This window comes from Buttiauxella noackiae (genome assembly GCF_000737905.1).
Classification (GTDB): Bacteria; Pseudomonadota; Gammaproteobacteria; order Enterobacterales; family Enterobacteriaceae; genus Buttiauxella; species Buttiauxella noackiae.
On record NZ_JPRU01000003.1, the window covers coordinates 290,958 to 306,549 of the forward strand.

The following is a 15,592-nucleotide window of genomic DNA, read 5'->3' on the forward strand; positions in this document are numbered from 1 at the left end:
AAACCATGTTCCCACTTGTGACTTCAAGGCTGCACTTAACCCAAATTACCGAACAAGAATGGCCGTTCTTTTTGCGCTTACAGCAAGATCCAGACGTGATGCGTTATGTTTCCGATGAACGACGAGAGGCTGAAGTTCGCCAGATTTTTAATTCCCGCCTTGTTCGCTGGGAAACACAAAGTCGGCACTGGCTTTGCCTGGTTATGCGCGACAAACATAACGGCACACCTATTGGTTTTACTGGGTTTGTGCGTGGTGATGAGGACATGGCAGAAGTGGGCTTTATTCTCGATCCGGTATTTCATGCGCAAGGCTACGGTTATGAATCGCTTCATGCCGTGTGCAAATTTGCCTTTGAGAAATGCGCGATCCGCAAACTGACAGCAACAGTAACTGTCGGGAATATCGGTTCGAAAAAAGTCCTGGAGAAAGCCGGTTTTCAGTCGGAAGGGGTACTGCGAGAAAACTATTTTCTTGCTGGAACCTGGCAGGATGACTGGATATTTGGTTTGTTACGCAGCGAGTTCAGATAAAACACGGGCCGCACAACGGCGGCCCATACAGCGTGAATTCTTAGTTATACATCTCGGCAACACCAAACACTTTGTTATCGCCACCAGCAGAAATGATGCGGATTGATTTGGCACCAGCCTGCTCAGCTTTTGCTTGCAGTTGTGCCTGTAGGCTATCGATATTCGCAGCACCGCTCACTGAAACTGTACCGATTTTTTGGCTTTCAACCGATTGAGTGGTTGCAGCGAAACTTGAGAATGAAGCAGCCATGGTCATAACTACGGCAAAATATTTGATGCTTTTCATGATGTATATCCTTGAGCTTGTTTAAGTGAGAAAGCTTGTTCGCTTTCGATGTGATAAGAATAGTGCCGTAGCATAAATGGTGATAGTGGAATGATTCGCTCATATCATTCAATATTTTTGACAAACATTTAACGACGGAGGGTGAAGTAAATTTCACCCTCGCATATACCCTTTCTTATAAGAACATCCCACCGGAAACTTCAATGCGCTGCGCATTCATCCAGCGGCTTTCATCACTGAGCAGCACAGCAATTGCATCACCAATGTCATCCGGCTGCCCGACACGCCCTAAAGCGGTTTGTGCCGCAATGGCTTTCGCCACCTGTTCGTTATCACGCACTACGCCACCGCCGAAATCAGTCGCAATCGCGCCCGGCGCGATAATGTTCACCGAGATCCCTCGCGCGCCCAACTCTTTGGCCTGGTACTTCGTCAGCACTTCCATCGCCCCTTTCATAGCGGCATAAGCCGCTTTGCCTGGTAGCGCAAAACGCGTCAGGCCAGTAGAGACGTTCAGGATACGCCCACCGTTTTTAATCAATGGCAGCAAGTGCTGAGTCAGGAAGAATGGCCCCTTCAAATGGATGTTCATTAAATCGTCAAACTGTTGCTCTGTTGTTTTTTCGAACAGCGCATCCAGACCTGTTCCAGCATTGTTCAATAAATAATCAAACGAATCACGCTGCCATACGTCATGTAGTTGTTGCTTTACTTCTTTCGCAAAGGTGGAGAACTCTGCACTTTCTGCGACATTCAATTGAATTGCCACGGCTTTTACGCCAATTAGCTCAATTTCACGAACAACATTTAGCGCCTCTTGCTGCTTGCTGTTGTAGGTCAGAATAATATTCACGCCACGCGCTGCCAGCTTCAATGCTGCGTTTTTACCTAATCCACGGCTACCGCCGGTCACTAATGCGATTGTTTGACTCATGATTTGCCCCTTTGATGACTGACAGGTGATTGAGATAAAGCTTATTAGCTGCTACAAAATCAATAAAGAGTGCCAATTGCGAATCACTGTTTCACCCACAACAACAATAAGGAAAAATAGTGGATAAAATACAAGCAATGCAGCTATTCATTAGAGTGGCTGAACTGGAGAGTTTTACTCGCGCAGCCGATTCTCTGGGCCTACCTAAAGGTAGCGTATCGCGTCAGATTCAGGCGCTGGAGGGGGGGCTGGGAACAAGGCTATTGCATCGCACCACGCGTCGGGTACAACTCACCCAGGATGGAATGGTCTATTACGAACGCTGCCGGGATTTACTCGCAAACCTGGACGAATTAGATGGGCTTTTTTTACACGATCCCAAAAGTGTCAGCGGGCGTTTGCGCGTGGATATGCCGGTCGGCGTGGCTAAAAATTTAGTTATTCCCAAACTGCCCGCTTTCTTGCAGCAATATCCAGGTATTGAGCTGGAATTAAGTAGCAGCGATCGCATGGTCGATGTAGTACGCGAAGGATTCGATTGCGTTATACGTGTTGGGCAGCTTAAAGATTCAGGACTGGTGGCGCGACCGCTAGGGAAACTGACTTTAATTAACTGTGCCAGCCCCGATTATCTGGCGCGCTTCGGTTATCCGGAGAATCTTGACGATCTCGCTTCTCACGCTGTAGTGCATTACGCACTCAATCTCGGCAACCGCCCACAAGGGTTTGAAATCCTGGAAGATAAAAACACGCGCTGGATAAAAACGGGTGGCGTGATAACAGTAAATAGCACCGAAACGTATCAGGCGGCATGCCTTGCGGGCCTTGGTATTATCCAGGTGCCTCGTATCGGCGTTAAAGAGTTACTAAAGAGTAAAAAACTGGTTGAGATCCTGCCGCAATATCGCGCCGAACCGATGCCGGTTTCCCTGCTGTATCCACATCGCCGCAACCTTTCGCGCCGGGTTCATCTGTTTATGGAGTGGCTGACGGGGCTAGTTAAAGGGTACGTGGACTAGCACCAGGCTATAATTTTTTTAAGCTCCTGCCACACCTATAGGGAAAAGAACCTGATGACAGTGCCGGATAACACCGAAAAACGCCCAACAGAAACGCTCGACTATGAACCGATAGTCAAAATCAAAACCAGTAACGAGAAGGTCAATAAAACCATCGATAGTGTGAATAACACCGTCGAGCGCGTCGAACGTAATCCCATTATTGCGCACCTGATACGGGCGGCTGAACGGTTTAACGACCGCATGGGAAATCAGTTTGGCGCAGCCATCACCTATTTTTCGTTCTTGTCACTGATCCCGATTTTGATGGTGGCGTTTGCCGCCGCCGGTTATATCCTCGCCTCACACCCCACACTGCTCGAGGAGATTTTCGAAAAAATCCTCACCAACGTTAGCGAACCAACACTTGCCGCCACGCTGAAGAACACTATCAATACAGCGGTGCAACAGCGTACAACCGTTGGCCTGGTCGGTCTGCTGATTGCACTCTATTCCGGTATTAACTGGATGGGGAACTTGCGTGAGGCGGTACGTGTTCAGTCACGAGATAAATGGGAGCGCAACCCGCAGGATCAGGAGAAGTTCTGGGTAAAGTATCTGCGTGATTTAGTGTCGCTGATTGGTTTGTTGGTAGCGCTGATTGTAACGCTGTCTATCACGTCGGTTGCCGGTTCAGCCCAGGCATTCCTGATAACTCTTTTACATCTCGACGGTATCGAATGGTTAAAACCCGCCTGGCATTTGGTCGGGTTGGCGATCTCTATTTTTGCTAACTACCTGCTATTCTTCTGGATTTTCTGGCGTCTGCCGCGCCACCGCCCGCGCAAAAAAGCGCTGATCCGTGGGACGTTCATTGCGGCGATTGGCTTTGAAGTTATCAAAATCATCATGACCTACAGCCTGCCAAAACTTGTCAGTTCGCCATCTGGCGCGGCATTTGGCTCCGTTTTAGGACTTATGGCATTTTTCTATTTCTTCGCCCGCCTGACGCTGTTTTGTGCCGCGTGGATTGCCACCGCACAATACAAAGATGACCCGAGAATGCCGGGTAAAACAGATAAATAATCTTCTCAAAAGTGTAGGGCGGATAAGCTTTAGCGCCATCCGCCATCTCACCTGACAGCGGCAGATGGCGCTGCGTTTATCCGCCCTACCGTATTCTCAATCCACAATCACAGCACATAAATCCAGCCTGTAACTTTTATTTAACCTAAAAGCAGTTTTATTATCTGATTTTTCAAATATGAGAAGCACGACATAGATATTTATTTTCTGGACTAAAAATTATCCTCTTATTGCTCGTTAATCGCACAGCGACGCAGGCAACCGTGCGTTGAAATGCGCCTTTTGCTATGCGTAATATGGCTTTCGTTCGCTATAAATAAGAAAAATCTATGCAAGCCACCATCGCTGATTCAATCAATACCGAAACTGACGCAACACCCGTCAACTCACGCGGAAAAGTTGTCGTTGCCTCGCTTGTCGGCACCGCCATCGAATTCTTTGATTTCTATATTTACGCCACTGCGGCGGTCATTGTTTTCCCGCACATCTTCTTCCCGCAGGGTGACCCAACCGCTGCAACGCTACAGTCGCTGGCCACGTTCGCCATCGCCTTTGTTGCACGCCCAATTGGTTCTGCACTCTTTGGACACTTTGGCGACCGTGTAGGCCGCAAGGTGACACTGGTGGCATCACTTCTGACAATGGGTGTTTCCACCGTGGTGATTGGCCTGCTGCCGAGCTACGAAACTATCGGGGTGCTGGCTCCCATGCTGTTAGCGCTGGCGCGCTTCGGGCAAGGTTTGGGTCTGGGCGGCGAATGGGGCGGCGCGGCATTGCTGGCGACCGAGAACGCACCACCGCGCAAACGTGCGCTGTACGGTTCGTTCCCACAGTTAGGCGCGCCAATTGGCTTCTTTTTTGCCAACGGCACCTTCCTGCTGCTTTCCTGGTTATTGACTGACGAACAGTTCATGAGCTGGGGCTGGCGCGTACCCTTTATTCTTTCAGCGGTGCTGGTGATTATCGGCCTGTATGTGCGCGTGTCTTTGCATGAAACCCCGGTATTCGCCAAAATCGCCAAAGCGGGCAAACAGGTAAAAGTGCCGCTCGGCACTTTGCTGAGCAAGCACCTGAAAGCGACGATTATTGGCACGTTTATCATGCTGGCAACTTACACGCTGTTCTACATTATGACGGTCTACTCCATGACGTTCAGCACCGCCGCCGTGCCTGTTGGCCTTGGCTTCTCACGCAACGATGTGTTGTGGATGCTGATGATGGCGGTAATTGGTTTTGGTGTGATGGTGCCGATTGCCGGTTATCTGGCTGATAAATTTGGCCGCCGTAAGTGCATGATTGTTATCACCAGCCTGATGATTATCTTTGCCCTGGCCGTGTTCCAACCGCTTTTAGGTTCAGGTAACCCGACACTGGTTATGGTATTCCTGCTGATTGGTCTGAGTCTGATGGGTTTAACCTTCGGCCCAATGGGCGCGCTGTTGCCAGAGCTGTTCCCGACCGAAGTGCGTTATACCGGGGCATCGTTCTCTTATAATGTGGCATCGATTCTGGGCGCATCCGTGGCACCGTATATCGCGACCTGGCTGCAGGCAAATTACGGGTTGTTCTACGTCGGGCTGTATCTTGCAGCGATGTCAGCGATTACGCTGGTTGCGTTGCTGGTATCGAAAGAGACACGTCATTTGTCTCTTTAACGTAAAACAGCGCGGTGGAAACCGCGCTGTTATTTAAAATCCATCAAAAACAAAATCTATCGCCGCTTTAATCTCCGTCCTCCAGGCCATCGCGTTACCCACTTCTTCTCGTAGAACGCTGGCATCCACACTTGCCATTTCATGCGTCATCACGATGAATTCTTCCCCTTCAACCTCAACGATGGGACAAATTCTTTCTGGTAACCGGGTTTGTGCCTGCGAGGCATGCACTAAAGGAATAACGATACGAGTAGTCAGCAGGTCGATAAGATCACTTTGTACATCAATTAGATAAGGGTACTTTTTATTATTACTACCATTGCGGTAAAAGTAATATTGCATAGTCAGAACTTCCGATGTTCATCCGCGAAGTTTCCACACTGTTCCATGATGCGATTAAGCTCAATAAGCCCCTCACGGTTGCGCTGCTTCCACTGCTGACGTTCGATTTCCTCAAGGTCCTGGGCAATAACCACGCTCAGGCGTTGTGACAAATTAAGACCATGAGCACGAGCGCGAACATAAAGCTCGTCGTCTATAGTCACACTCACGGTACGCTTCGGACTTTTCATTGCGACACTCATTGTGTTTCCCCTTGCATAAAGCACGTGTTTTCAACACGTGCTTTATGCAATATATAAGCGGGTTGTTATTTAAGCAACATCACTTCTTCATCTGTCCCAAAATATTCTGGCACTGGTTCTGGCCCCCTTCGGACGGTGAAATCAGTGCCAACAGCGCTGCGGCTGGCGTCACCAGCGTTGCCAGGGCTGCGGCTACCGCACCACGCGCAATGAGTGGCCCCGCTTTCACACCAGCATCCGGGTTCTTAAAGGTACCGCGCACATACAGCGGCGAACGCAGTGTGATGATGCGAATCCCTTTGCTTTCAGGATCGATGGTTAAATCGAGCCGTTCGCTGGCAAAGTTGGTGGTACCTGTGACGTTTATCAGCGCGTTTTCAGTATCGAAGGCGAATATTCGTGGAGTCGCCACACCGCCGCGTAAATCAAGGTTTGCCGCCGCACAGTTAATCCGCACTTCGTCATCACCAAAGATTTGCCCAACAATATAGTTCCCCACATTCAGGCCAACGATTTCCATCAGGTTGCGGCTGATTAACCCATCATTCATCAACAATTTCAGGTTACCGTCGCTGCTGCCCAGCAACTCAGCAATAGAGTTACCACGGCCCCGTAATTCCGCATCACCGTTTAGCTCACCGAGCGTTTTTTGCATTGACTCCACTTTCGGCATCAACTGTTTGAGTTGTAAACGCCGCGCCTGAATATCTGCTCTTCCCTGCATCGGCTTTTTGTCGCCTTCCAGGTGGATATTGGCGCTGATGGTGCCGTTCGCCATGCCAAATTTCAGCGGCTGGAGCCGCAGGTCAGCGTTTTTCAAAATCACGTGCGTGGATAAGTTACTCAGTGGCAACGTGCCGCTGTGTTCGATACGGCCGCCTTTAAAGCGCACATCGGCATCCATCACATCCCACTTGTCGGTTTCAAAACGGTCATACGGCAAAACTTTGTCGCTCGGCTGAACGGTTTTCTCGCCTTTGGCTTGCTCAGACTGTTTGCTCTTTTGTGCACCTTTGCCAGAGTCCACGCCAATCAGCGGGCCTAAGTCGGCCAGACGGAGCTGTTTAGATTCGAGATCCCCCTCCAGTTTCGGGCGCGGTTTGCCTTGCGAATAGGTGAGCGAGCCGTGAATGTCGCTGTCGCCGATACGCCCGTTAAAGTTCTGGTAGCGGAATACCGAACCTTTTTCAGTATCGATTTTTGCCAGCAGGTGCCCATCTGTTTCAAACGGTGGCGTATCTGGCAACAATACGCCGGTTAAATCATAAAGATTGCCCAGCGAATCACCGGAGAATTTAAGCTGTAAATCGACGCCACCCATTTTCATTGGGTCGTTAATGGTACCGATAAACGCCACACGGGAATTACCGGAATGGACATCCGCCTGCACCGGGAAGGCGGTTTCACCTTCGCTGCGTAGCGCTAACATGCCGCCGATTTTGCCGTTACCTTCGAGCGGCGCGCCGTTATAACGGCCACTCACTTTCAGGCCAAACACATAATCTCCGGCTTTTGCGGCATCTTTGCCCGTGGGTTTCTTCCCTTCGACTTCACTAAACGGCAATGGTTTGCCGAGTGGGTCGACGAGGATTTCTATCTCGGCTTTGGTGAGTTTATCGTTAACGGCGATGCGGCCTTTATCGAACAGAATATTGTCCATTCTGAATGACCAGGCAGACGGCGGCTGATTGGGATCTTTTGTCCCATCGCTGGCAAGTTTAAAGGTCCAGTTATTGTTTTTTTCTGACAGGCGAATCAGCCGCGCATCCGGTTGCACCAGCTTAATCCATGGGATGTAGACCGTTTTCGTCAGCAGCGCGAGTGGTGCCAGGGTGGCGTCAACACGCGGTAGATGCACCATCGTGATTTCAGGAATATCAGGCGGGTTACCGAGAATAATATCTTCGGCATGAACATGCGGCCAGGGCACCCAACTGCGCCAGCCTGTCTCTTCTTTGTTGCGTTCCCAAACCACACCTAAATCGCCACGAATGGCGAATGGTCTGTTCAATTCTGTCGAGACTTTTTGGTTGATGGTCGGTTTGAGCCGATTCCAGTCAAACGTCGCAATCACAATGATTGCCACCACAACCAACAACAATAAAACCCCGACGACTCCACTAACGATTTTTCCAGTTTTTGTCATGCCTTTCACCCTTTCCTGATGTGGCTCACTTTCACTAAAGATAGTTTAGTGGCGCCAAAACAGCATCAGGAGAGGCGAGTTAGCACATTTTCTAACTGTTCAAAAGGAATGGGGCGTGAGAGAAAATAGCCTTGTGCCGCAAACGCAGGTGAGTTTTGAACATCGCGCCATTCATCTTCCGTTTCGACGCCTTCGACGATGACACCCTCGCAATAACGGTTCATCAATTGCAGTAACATGGTGAATAAATTGCGACCTTCATCGCTGGTGCGCAGCATGATGAATAAGTCACGCGCGACTTTGATGTAGTCGTAGCGCATCTCACTTAACGCCGAAAAATTAGCGACTCCAGTCCCGAAATCATCAAGCCATAACGGCCCAAATTCGTGCATTCCAGCAAGCGTAATAGCCTGTGGTTGGGTGATATGTTCAACCAGTTCAAAGCGTACCCATGGCATTTTATTGATGCGCGCAAGAATCGGTTGGTGCTGTTTCATCGCCATCAATGTCGGGCCATCGACATTTACCGAGGCTAAGATTTTATAGCCGAGGAAAACGGACTCCCATTCAGCCAGCAGACTAAGTTGCTCTTCGATAACCATCAGTCGCGTACGGAAAGAGACAGATGTGAAGTAACGATCGGGTGGAATGCGAATTTCCGGTTCATCCGGGTGTGTCACCACCGTTAGCAACTCGATTGCCATTAAGTTGCCGTCGATTTTATAAATCGGCTGGAAGGTGTACTGCCGCTGGCACTGCAACCAGAACCGCCGCTCCTGCAAACTTTCGACACTCGCCTCAAGCGTATTAAGCCGGTGAGTGATCTGCTTAAACTTCATCATGTACGTCCTGTTTACCTTGATAACTCAGATGGCTCATCGAGAAGTTATCGGCGTGGCGCATGAGAACTTTATGTTCGCTTTCAGTACAACCTCATTCAGTGGGAGTTATCTAACATCGTCAATAAACTGCCTTAGCTCAAAGTTTTCCGAAACATCGTTTTAAATTGTTTGACTCGTTTTTAACCGACCATCAAACTAGTGGCAATTTCATTAATTCAGGTTTACTGCTATGCCAACGCGCAAAATCGCCGTTATCGGTGAATGTATGATTGAACTGTCGCAAAAAGGTGCGGAAGTTAGCCGCGGCTTTGGTGGCGACACCCTAAACACCTCCGTTTATATCGCACGTCAGGTTGACGCAGCCGATCTTGAAGTCCATTACGTTACAGCTCTGGGTGAAGATAATTTCAGCCAACAAATGCTCGACGCATGGCAGCAAGAAAATGTTCACACCGAACTGACACAGCGCCTGGAACACCGCTTGCCGGGTCTGTATTACATCGAAACCGACTCCACTGGCGAGCGTACCTTCTACTACTGGCGCAACGAAGCCGCAGCCCGTTTCTGGCTGGAGAGCGATCAAGCTCAGGCTATTTGCGCTGAACTGGCACAGTTCGACTACCTGTATCTGAGCGGTATCAGTCTGGCTATCCTCAACGCGGCGAGCCGTGAAAAACTGATGGCTCTGCTGACTGAGTGCCGTGCTAACGGTTGCAAGGTTATCTTCGATAACAACTACCGTCCGCGCCTGTGGGCAAGCCGTGAAGAGACACAACAGGTCTATCAGCAAATGCTGGCCTGTACTGACATCGCGTTCCTGACGCTGGATGACGAAGATTTGTTGTGGGGCGAGAAACCCGTTGAAGAAGTGATTCACCGTACTCAGGCAGCTGGCGTGCGTGAAGTGGTTATCAAGCGTGGCGCTGACTCTTGCCTGGTGGCGATTCAGGGTGAATCAACGTTAGAAGTTCCTGCGGTGAAACTACCGAAAGAAAAAGTGATCGATACGACGGCAGCTGGTGACTCTTTCAGCGCGGGCTATCTGGCAGTACGTTTGACCGGTGGCAGTGCAGAAGAAGCGGCAAAACGCGGGCATTTGACCGCAAGCACCGTGATTCAGTATCGCGGCGCGATCATTCCTAAAGAAGCGATGCCGAAGTAATAATACCGTCATAATTCGAGTTGCAGATTGGCTGTATCTCGAATGATTTAGGCCTTAAGAACATTGTTCTTAAGGCCTTTTTTACGGTCACTGAGCTGGAGGAATATCTGAAGTCGTATCCTGCTTTGGTTCATCCGTTAACGGAAACGCCTTAGCTGGAACCATCACTTTATCCCAAGTCGCTTGCAGATCCTTCATGTTGTATTCAGGCTCACCCTGGGGTTGCAACAACACCAGAGCCATGTCCTGAGACAACTGCTGGCGCAAATCCTGGTTCAGCATGCTCAGTGTCAGATTGCTCAGGAAGTCCTGACGAAGTTTCTGATACTGCTCCGGGGCAATATCCACAACCTGGTTTTGCAGTGAACGCATACGCTGGCTAATCAATACATCGGTATCTGTACGCGCGTAAGTCGCAAACAGCTTGGCAAGTTCAGCTTTTTTCTGCGCAATTAACGCATCAAATTCTTCCTGAGATAGCCCTTTATCACGCACGTTAACCAACTCTTTGCCGACAGCCATCAAGTTAGCGTTCAGTTTTGAATTTGGCGATTCCAGATTAATGCCGCACTGCGCACGCTGATAAAGTACGCGACAATCGAAACTCAAATTCAGTTCCTGGATATTCTGCTTGCTGAGATTCTGCTGAACATGCCAGAACAGCGCCTCACGTGCGAGATCTGCACGCCAATAATGCAACAGCGCAGAAGACTCACGAATAGGCTGCCAGGAGTTGTCCCACATCAGTGAGAGCCTGTCCTGGCGCACGCTATCGGTCATCAGACTTACTGCCGTGCGTTTAAGCGGAGAAAGGGTAGCAACCGGTGCAGGTGTTGCACGCTTGCCAGTCAGAGTGCCAAAGGTTTTGTTGATTTGATCGGCAACGCTGCGGCTATCGACATTACCTACCACAATCAGTGTCATCGCATCCGGGGTATACCATTTCTGGTAGAACGCCTTCAGTTGTTCGTTATCAACTGGCTGCTTGAGATCTTCTGCCGGGTCATGGCCCAACAGCGAGGAACCTTGCAAACGATAGCGCCACCAGTTGTCTTTAGTGTTCATCGGCCAGGTGGAAACCATATCTTGAGTTTGGAGCGCGACATTTACCGTTTCAGGGGTAATTGCCATTCTGCCACTGCTGTCTGAAAGATAGGTTAAGGCTTCTTTGAGTAAATCATTGCGGTTATTTGGCAGGCTGAGATTAAACAGCGTGAAGTCATAAGACACGATAACCGGGGGCAGAGGACGCGTTGGGTCCACACTTTGCTGCCATAGAGAACGAGCCTGTAACGGCTGCAAGCTGCCGCTTTGTGTCAGCGCCAGACGAGGTAAAAAGTGGCTATAGCCGCTCTGTTGGGTGGTTTCAGTCAATGAACCAGTATTAACCAACAGACGAATTTCAATACGATCGCTAGGACGCTGAGGTGTGGCCAGGACTTGCCATTGAAAACCGTTGGCCAGCGTCCCTTGCTGCCAGGCTGGGTCGGGCTGTAGAGCTTCTGCCTGCACATTACTGCCGGCGGCGACCAACAGCAATCCGCCAGCTAAGAGTCGAATTTTGGTGCCCTGCATGTGAACCCCTGGAAAACAATCCTGATTAAAAAGTGTAATGGCGACATAGTATTACGCAACAAAGCCACCACAAATGGCATTTCACCACTCCGTTTGACCGCATCTTCACGGAAACGTCACTTTAAAATTAAAAAAAACGCCAAAGAAAATGGCTCAGGGGTCAATTATGCGCAGCAGCCCACAGCGAGGGCAAGTCGCTGTGGGCAATTGAGGGGGTTAAGACGAGACTTCGCTCACTTTTTTTGCAGATTGTGGATTATCAAGAGTTTCTTTCAACTGTTTCTCATCCAGTTGCTTCACCCACTTCGCCACTACAACCGTCGCAACACCGTTACCGACAAGGTTTGTCAGCGCGCGGGCTTCCGACATAAAGCGGTCAATCCCCAGAATCAGCGCAAGTCCTGCTATCGGCAGATGCCCGACAGCGGAAATCGTCGCAGCCAACACAATGAAGCCGCTTCCGGTTACACCCGCCGCACCTTTGGAGGAGAGCAGTAGCACTACCAGCAGCGTGATTTGATGGAAGATATCCATGTGACTGTTGGTTGCCTGCGCGATAAACACCGCCGCCATCGTCAGATAAATAGAGGTACCATCAAGGTTAAACGAGTAACCGGTTGGAATCACCAGCCCCACTACCGATTTGCGACAGCCGAGTTTCTCCATTTTATCGAGCATTCTTGGCAACGCAGATTCAGACGAAGATGTACCCAGAACAATCAGCAGCTCTTCTTTGATGTAACGGATAAATTTGAAGATGCTGAAACCTGTCACGCGGGCAATCGACCCTAACACCAGCACAACGAACAGAATACAGGTGATGTAGAAGCAGATAATCAGTTGACCTAGCTGCACCAACGAGCCCACGCCATATTTACCGATGGTAAAAGCCATGGCCCCGAAAGCACCAATTGGCGCAAGACGCATGATCATATTGATGATACCAAAGATGACCTGCGAGAAGCTTTCAATGACGTTGAAAATCAGTTGGCCTTTGTGGCCCAGACGATGCAGCGCAAAACCAAACAACACGGCAAACAGCAGCACTTGCAGGATATTGCCGCTCGCAAATGCACCGATAACGCTACCTGGAATGACATCCAGCAAGAACGCCACGACACCCTGTTGTTGCGCCTGCTCGGCATAGATTGCTACCGCTTTAGCATCGAGAGTTGCCGGGTCAACGTTCATGCCAGCACCTGGCTGTAACACGTTTACCACGATCAGGCCGATAATCAGCGCGATGGTACTGACCACTTCGAAGTAAAGCAGCGCCACCGCACCAGTACGGCCCACAGCTTTCATGCTTTCCATACCGGCAATACCCGTCACAACCGTACAGAAGATAACCGGGGCGATAATCATTTTAATCAATTTAACAAATGCATCGCCGAGCGGTTTCATCTGTGCGCCTAATTCCGGGTAAAAGTGCCCGAGCAAAATACCGATGGCTATTGCTGTGAGCACCTGGAAGTAGAGGCTTTTGAAGAGAGAGAGTTTCATAGGGTGTCCTTGAGAGGTAGAGATTCCACAAAACCTTTCGGTTTGCGGCATCAAAAATAACACCCTCAAAAACACCCAGAAGTGATATAGCGCTAATTTGTAAACATAATTGTTAAATAATTGAACTGACTCGCGCCAGCCTGGTAACATTTACAACAAATAGTTTACTAGTGAGCGGTAGATAGGTACTGCGCATCAAACTCTTTAAGTGTCATGGCCCTGGAGAAGAGATACCCCTGTGCAAGAGTCACACCTTCGTTTAATAGCCAGTCACACTGAGCCTGGTTCTCAATCCCTTCGGCTACCAGTTTCAGCCCAAGGGTTTTCGCCATACCGATAATCACGCCAGCCATCGCACTGTCTTCCGGCAAGCCATCGATAAAGCTCTTGTCGAGTTTCAGGATATCTACCGGTAGCGCTTTCAAATAGTGCAAATGGCGTAGGCTGGCATAGCCCATCCCAAAGTCATCCAGTGCGATACGCACTCCGGCTTTACGCAGAGGTCGCAAAATGCTAATCGCTTTTTTCGGGTCGTCGATATGGTGACTTTCCGTTACTTCCAGAATCAGCATGCCCGGCTGAATGCGGTAACGCGTCAATAACTCTAACAGCGACGAGCCCATTTCTTCGTGCAGCAACTGATGTGCAGAAACATTCACACACAACGACATCGTGATGCCCTGGCTCTGCCAACCTGCCAGGACGCGGCAAGCTTCTTCAAGAACCCAGTTGCCGATAGTGAACATCAGGCCACAATCTTCAATACGCGCAATCAAATCGTCAGGTAACGCCCAGCTCCCATCTGGCTGTTGCATACGCAGCAAAACCTCCGCGCTCACAACTTCGCGGGTATGCATATTGACCTGTGGTTGCAGCCAGATCGCAAACTGTTGATTCTCTAAAGCGTTCATTAAATCGTGCTCCTGAGTCAGATGGCGTTGAGCCAGTTCCATCTGTTCAGGGTCAAAGAATTGAATCTGGTTTTTGCCGTGGCGACGGGCAGAAAATGCCGCCGATACCGCGCGACGATACAACTGCTCTGCTGCCAGGCCGCTGTGATACATCGCAATACCGATGCTGGCCGTAGGCTTAAGAGATATCGATTGAATCGGTAATTTTTCGTTGAGCACCGTGAGGATTTGCTTTGCCAGCGCCATCGCCTGCCAGGCGTCCTGAACACCATGCGCAATAATGCCGAAGTCATTGCCACTAAGCTGTGCCAGAACCATATTCGGTGAGAGAACACTTTTAATTTTTTCGACCAGCGTCAGCAACAGCATTTCGCGCTGCTCTTCATTTAACACGCCAGCTGCATCCTGCAAGGTTTCACTGGCAATCACGATCAGTGTGCTGTTCTTGCCACTCGCCGTGAGTTGTTCCAGCAACGCCAGGAACAGGGCTTTATTTGGCAGTTCTGTGATTGTGTTTCGGGTGCTCACAGCGCTCATTTCTTCATGCAAGCGCAGCGACATTTGTTGATTGCGGTTATAACTGCGCACCAGCATCCCAATCTCATCATCATGATGAAGATGCGGCAGTTTGAGCTGATGACTCGCCGCTTCTTGCGGACTTAAGCTGTCGAGCTCACGAGCGATTTTGCGGATCGGGTGCACAATTAAACGGTTAATCGACCAGCTGATGGCAACCGAGAGAATCAGCGCCAGTAGCAAATATGTGGTCAGCAACGTGGAAATCGTACTGATGATGAATTTGTACATCCGCCAGGAATCCGCCTGCAACACCAGATAAGCCAACGGCTGCGGATTTGCCGGGCGTTCGAGTGAATACAGTGGTAACGAAATTTGCACGGGGAGCTCAAACAGACGAGCAATCCACATCGGAATCGGGCGTTCTGGTGCAAAGCTCTGGCGTAACGCCTGGAACTGATTCGGTAAAACAACATCTGCCCGGCTGATAATCCCGGAGGGTTGTATTTGATTAAGAATGAATTCAGCTTGAGGAATATCTGCTTTAAGGATTGCTGCAGACAGCGGAATACGCACCGAATGGGCGATTTTCTCCATCTGGCTTGCAGTGTCGTAGCGGCTTTGCTGCACAAAGTGGAAAAGCTGTACCACGATAAAAATAAAAATAAACAATATGGAAACGGCTGACACCATTGCCATTTGTTTAATCGTTAATGAACGACTGACTCGCAAACTTACTCTCCGCAATTACCGTGCCGTATAGGCATATTCTTAAGCAGGCTGAGTATACTGCATTGTAGTGATGTTTAGGTGTTGAGGCTGGCTAATCAGGGAAATCTTCAGGATGTACCCTCTCCTGAT

The 15,592-nt window shown here is 49.7% G+C and carries 14 protein-coding genes; 5 read left to right on the forward strand and 9 right to left on the reverse strand.

Annotation, left to right across the window (positions count from 1 at the left end; genetic code table 11):
* The first annotated feature begins 5 nt into the window (after positions 1-5).
* Positions 6-533 carry a GNAT family N-acetyltransferase gene (locus IX31_RS17220; protein WP_034460588.1) on the forward strand — a complete coding sequence of 176 codons (528 nt, stop codon included), beginning with the start codon at positions 6-8 and terminating at the stop codon, positions 531-533.
* A gap of 40 nt (positions 534-573) precedes the next feature.
* On the opposite strand, the gene IX31_RS17225 is transcribed toward IX31_RS17220, so the two are convergent.
* Entirely contained in the window at positions 574-819 is a 246-nt protein-coding gene (locus IX31_RS17225) for a YdgH/BhsA/McbA family protein (protein ID WP_034460589.1), read from the reverse strand.
* A gap of 175 nt (positions 820-994) precedes the next feature.
* Positions 995-1,753: an SDR family NAD(P)-dependent oxidoreductase gene (locus tag IX31_RS17230; RefSeq protein WP_034460590.1), complete on the reverse strand. Its 759-nt coding sequence runs from the start codon at positions 1,751-1,753 to the stop codon at positions 995-997.
* A 119-nt stretch (positions 1,754-1,872) separates the two neighbouring features.
* Between IX31_RS17230 and IX31_RS17235 the strand changes: the two genes are divergently transcribed.
* From IX31_RS17235 to IX31_RS17245, 3 genes are all read left to right on the forward strand, one after another.
* A complete protein-coding gene (locus IX31_RS17235) occupies positions 1,873-2,772 on the forward strand; it encodes a LysR family transcriptional regulator (RefSeq protein ID WP_034460591.1) in 900 nt (299 codons plus the stop codon).
* Between the two features lie 54 nt (positions 2,773-2,826).
* Positions 2,827-3,837 (forward strand): inner membrane protein YhjD, encoded by a 1,011-nt coding sequence (yhjD, locus tag IX31_RS17240; RefSeq protein ID WP_034460592.1) that lies wholly within the window; start codon positions 2,827-2,829, stop codon positions 3,835-3,837.
* Between the two features lie 329 nt (positions 3,838-4,166).
* Positions 4,167-5,492 (forward strand): MFS transporter, encoded by a 1,326-nt coding sequence (locus IX31_RS17245; RefSeq protein ID WP_034460593.1) that lies wholly within the window; start codon positions 4,167-4,169, stop codon positions 5,490-5,492.
* A gap of 33 nt (positions 5,493-5,525) precedes the next feature.
* Here IX31_RS17245 and IX31_RS17250 read toward each other — a convergent pair whose 3' ends face one another.
* The 4 genes from IX31_RS17250 to pdeH form a co-directional block, all read right to left on the reverse strand.
* Positions 5,526-5,834: a CcdB family protein gene (locus IX31_RS17250; protein ID WP_034460595.1), complete on the reverse strand. Its 309-nt coding sequence runs from the start codon at positions 5,832-5,834 to the stop codon at positions 5,526-5,528.
* A 2-nt stretch (positions 5,835-5,836) separates the two neighbouring features.
* Positions 5,837-6,064: a type II toxin-antitoxin system CcdA family antitoxin gene (locus IX31_RS17255; protein ID WP_241767202.1), complete on the reverse strand. Its 228-nt coding sequence runs from the start codon at positions 6,062-6,064 to the stop codon at positions 5,837-5,839.
* A gap of 91 nt (positions 6,065-6,155) precedes the next feature.
* Positions 6,156-8,222, reverse strand: coding sequence for an AsmA family protein (locus IX31_RS17260; RefSeq protein WP_034460596.1), 2,067 nt, complete (start codon positions 8,220-8,222; stop codon positions 6,156-6,158).
* Between the two features lie 65 nt (positions 8,223-8,287).
* Complete coding sequence (pdeH, locus tag IX31_RS17265; RefSeq protein ID WP_034460597.1) at positions 8,288-9,061, reverse strand: cyclic-guanylate-specific phosphodiesterase; 774 nt, start codon at positions 9,059-9,061, stop codon at positions 8,288-8,290.
* A 232-nt stretch (positions 9,062-9,293) separates the two neighbouring features.
* On the opposite strand from pdeH, the gene kdgK reads away from it, so the two are divergent.
* Entirely contained in the window at positions 9,294-10,226 is a 933-nt protein-coding gene (gene kdgK, locus IX31_RS17270) for a 2-dehydro-3-deoxygluconokinase (protein ID WP_034460598.1), read from the forward strand.
* Positions 10,227-10,313: 87 nt separating this feature from the next.
* On the opposite strand, the gene IX31_RS17275 is transcribed toward kdgK, so the two are convergent.
* The 3 genes from IX31_RS17275 to hmsP form a co-directional block, all read right to left on the reverse strand.
* Positions 10,314-11,801, reverse strand: a complete 1,488-nt coding sequence (locus IX31_RS17275) for a M16 family metallopeptidase (RefSeq protein WP_034460599.1) — start codon at positions 11,799-11,801, stop codon at positions 10,314-10,316.
* Positions 11,802-12,017: 216 nt separating this feature from the next.
* Positions 12,018-13,304 carry a dicarboxylate/amino acid:cation symporter gene (locus tag IX31_RS17280; protein WP_034460600.1) on the reverse strand — a complete coding sequence of 429 codons (1,287 nt, stop codon included), beginning with the start codon at positions 13,302-13,304 and terminating at the stop codon, positions 12,018-12,020.
* A gap of 167 nt (positions 13,305-13,471) precedes the next feature.
* Positions 13,472-15,463 carry a biofilm formation regulator HmsP gene (gene hmsP / locus IX31_RS17285; protein ID WP_034460602.1) on the reverse strand — a complete coding sequence of 664 codons (1,992 nt, stop codon included), beginning with the start codon at positions 15,461-15,463 and terminating at the stop codon, positions 13,472-13,474.
* Between the last annotated feature and the right edge of the window lie 129 nt (positions 15,464-15,592).

Bases quoted from the DNA above. Each gene is read 5' to 3' on its own strand.
- IX31_RS17230 (WP_034460590.1), bottom strand. From the start codon at position 1,753: ATGAGTCAAACAATCGCATTAGTGACCGGCGGTAGCCGTGGATTAGGT.
- pdeH (WP_034460597.1), bottom strand. From the start codon at position 9,061: ATGAAGTTTAAGCAGATCACTCACCGGCTTAATACGCTTGAGGCGAGT.
- kdgK (WP_034460598.1), top strand. From the start codon at position 9,294: ATGCCAACGCGCAAAATCGCCGTTATCGGTGAATGTATGATTGAACTG.
- IX31_RS17280 (WP_034460600.1), bottom strand. From the start codon at position 13,304: ATGAAACTCTCTCTCTTCAAAAGCCTCTACTTCCAGGTGCTCACAGCA.
- IX31_RS17250 (WP_034460595.1), bottom strand. From the start codon at position 5,834: ATGCAATATTACTTTTACCGCAATGGTAGTAATAATAAAAAGTACCCT.
- IX31_RS17220 (WP_034460588.1), top strand. From the start codon at position 6: ATGTTCCCACTTGTGACTTCAAGGCTGCACTTAACCCAAATTACCGAA.
- IX31_RS17260 (WP_034460596.1), bottom strand. From the start codon at position 8,222: ATGACAAAAACTGGAAAAATCGTTAGTGGAGTCGTCGGGGTTTTATTG.
- IX31_RS17255 (WP_241767202.1), bottom strand. From the start codon at position 6,064: ATGAAAAGTCCGAAGCGTACCGTGAGTGTGACTATAGACGACGAGCTT.
- IX31_RS17245 (WP_034460593.1), top strand. From the start codon at position 4,167: ATGCAAGCCACCATCGCTGATTCAATCAATACCGAAACTGACGCAACA.
- IX31_RS17275 (WP_034460599.1), bottom strand. From the start codon at position 11,801: ATGCAGGGCACCAAAATTCGACTCTTAGCTGGCGGATTGCTGTTGGTC.
- IX31_RS17225 (WP_034460589.1), bottom strand. From the start codon at position 819: ATGAAAAGCATCAAATATTTTGCCGTAGTTATGACCATGGCTGCTTCA.
- yhjD (WP_034460592.1), top strand. From the start codon at position 2,827: ATGACAGTGCCGGATAACACCGAAAAACGCCCAACAGAAACGCTCGAC.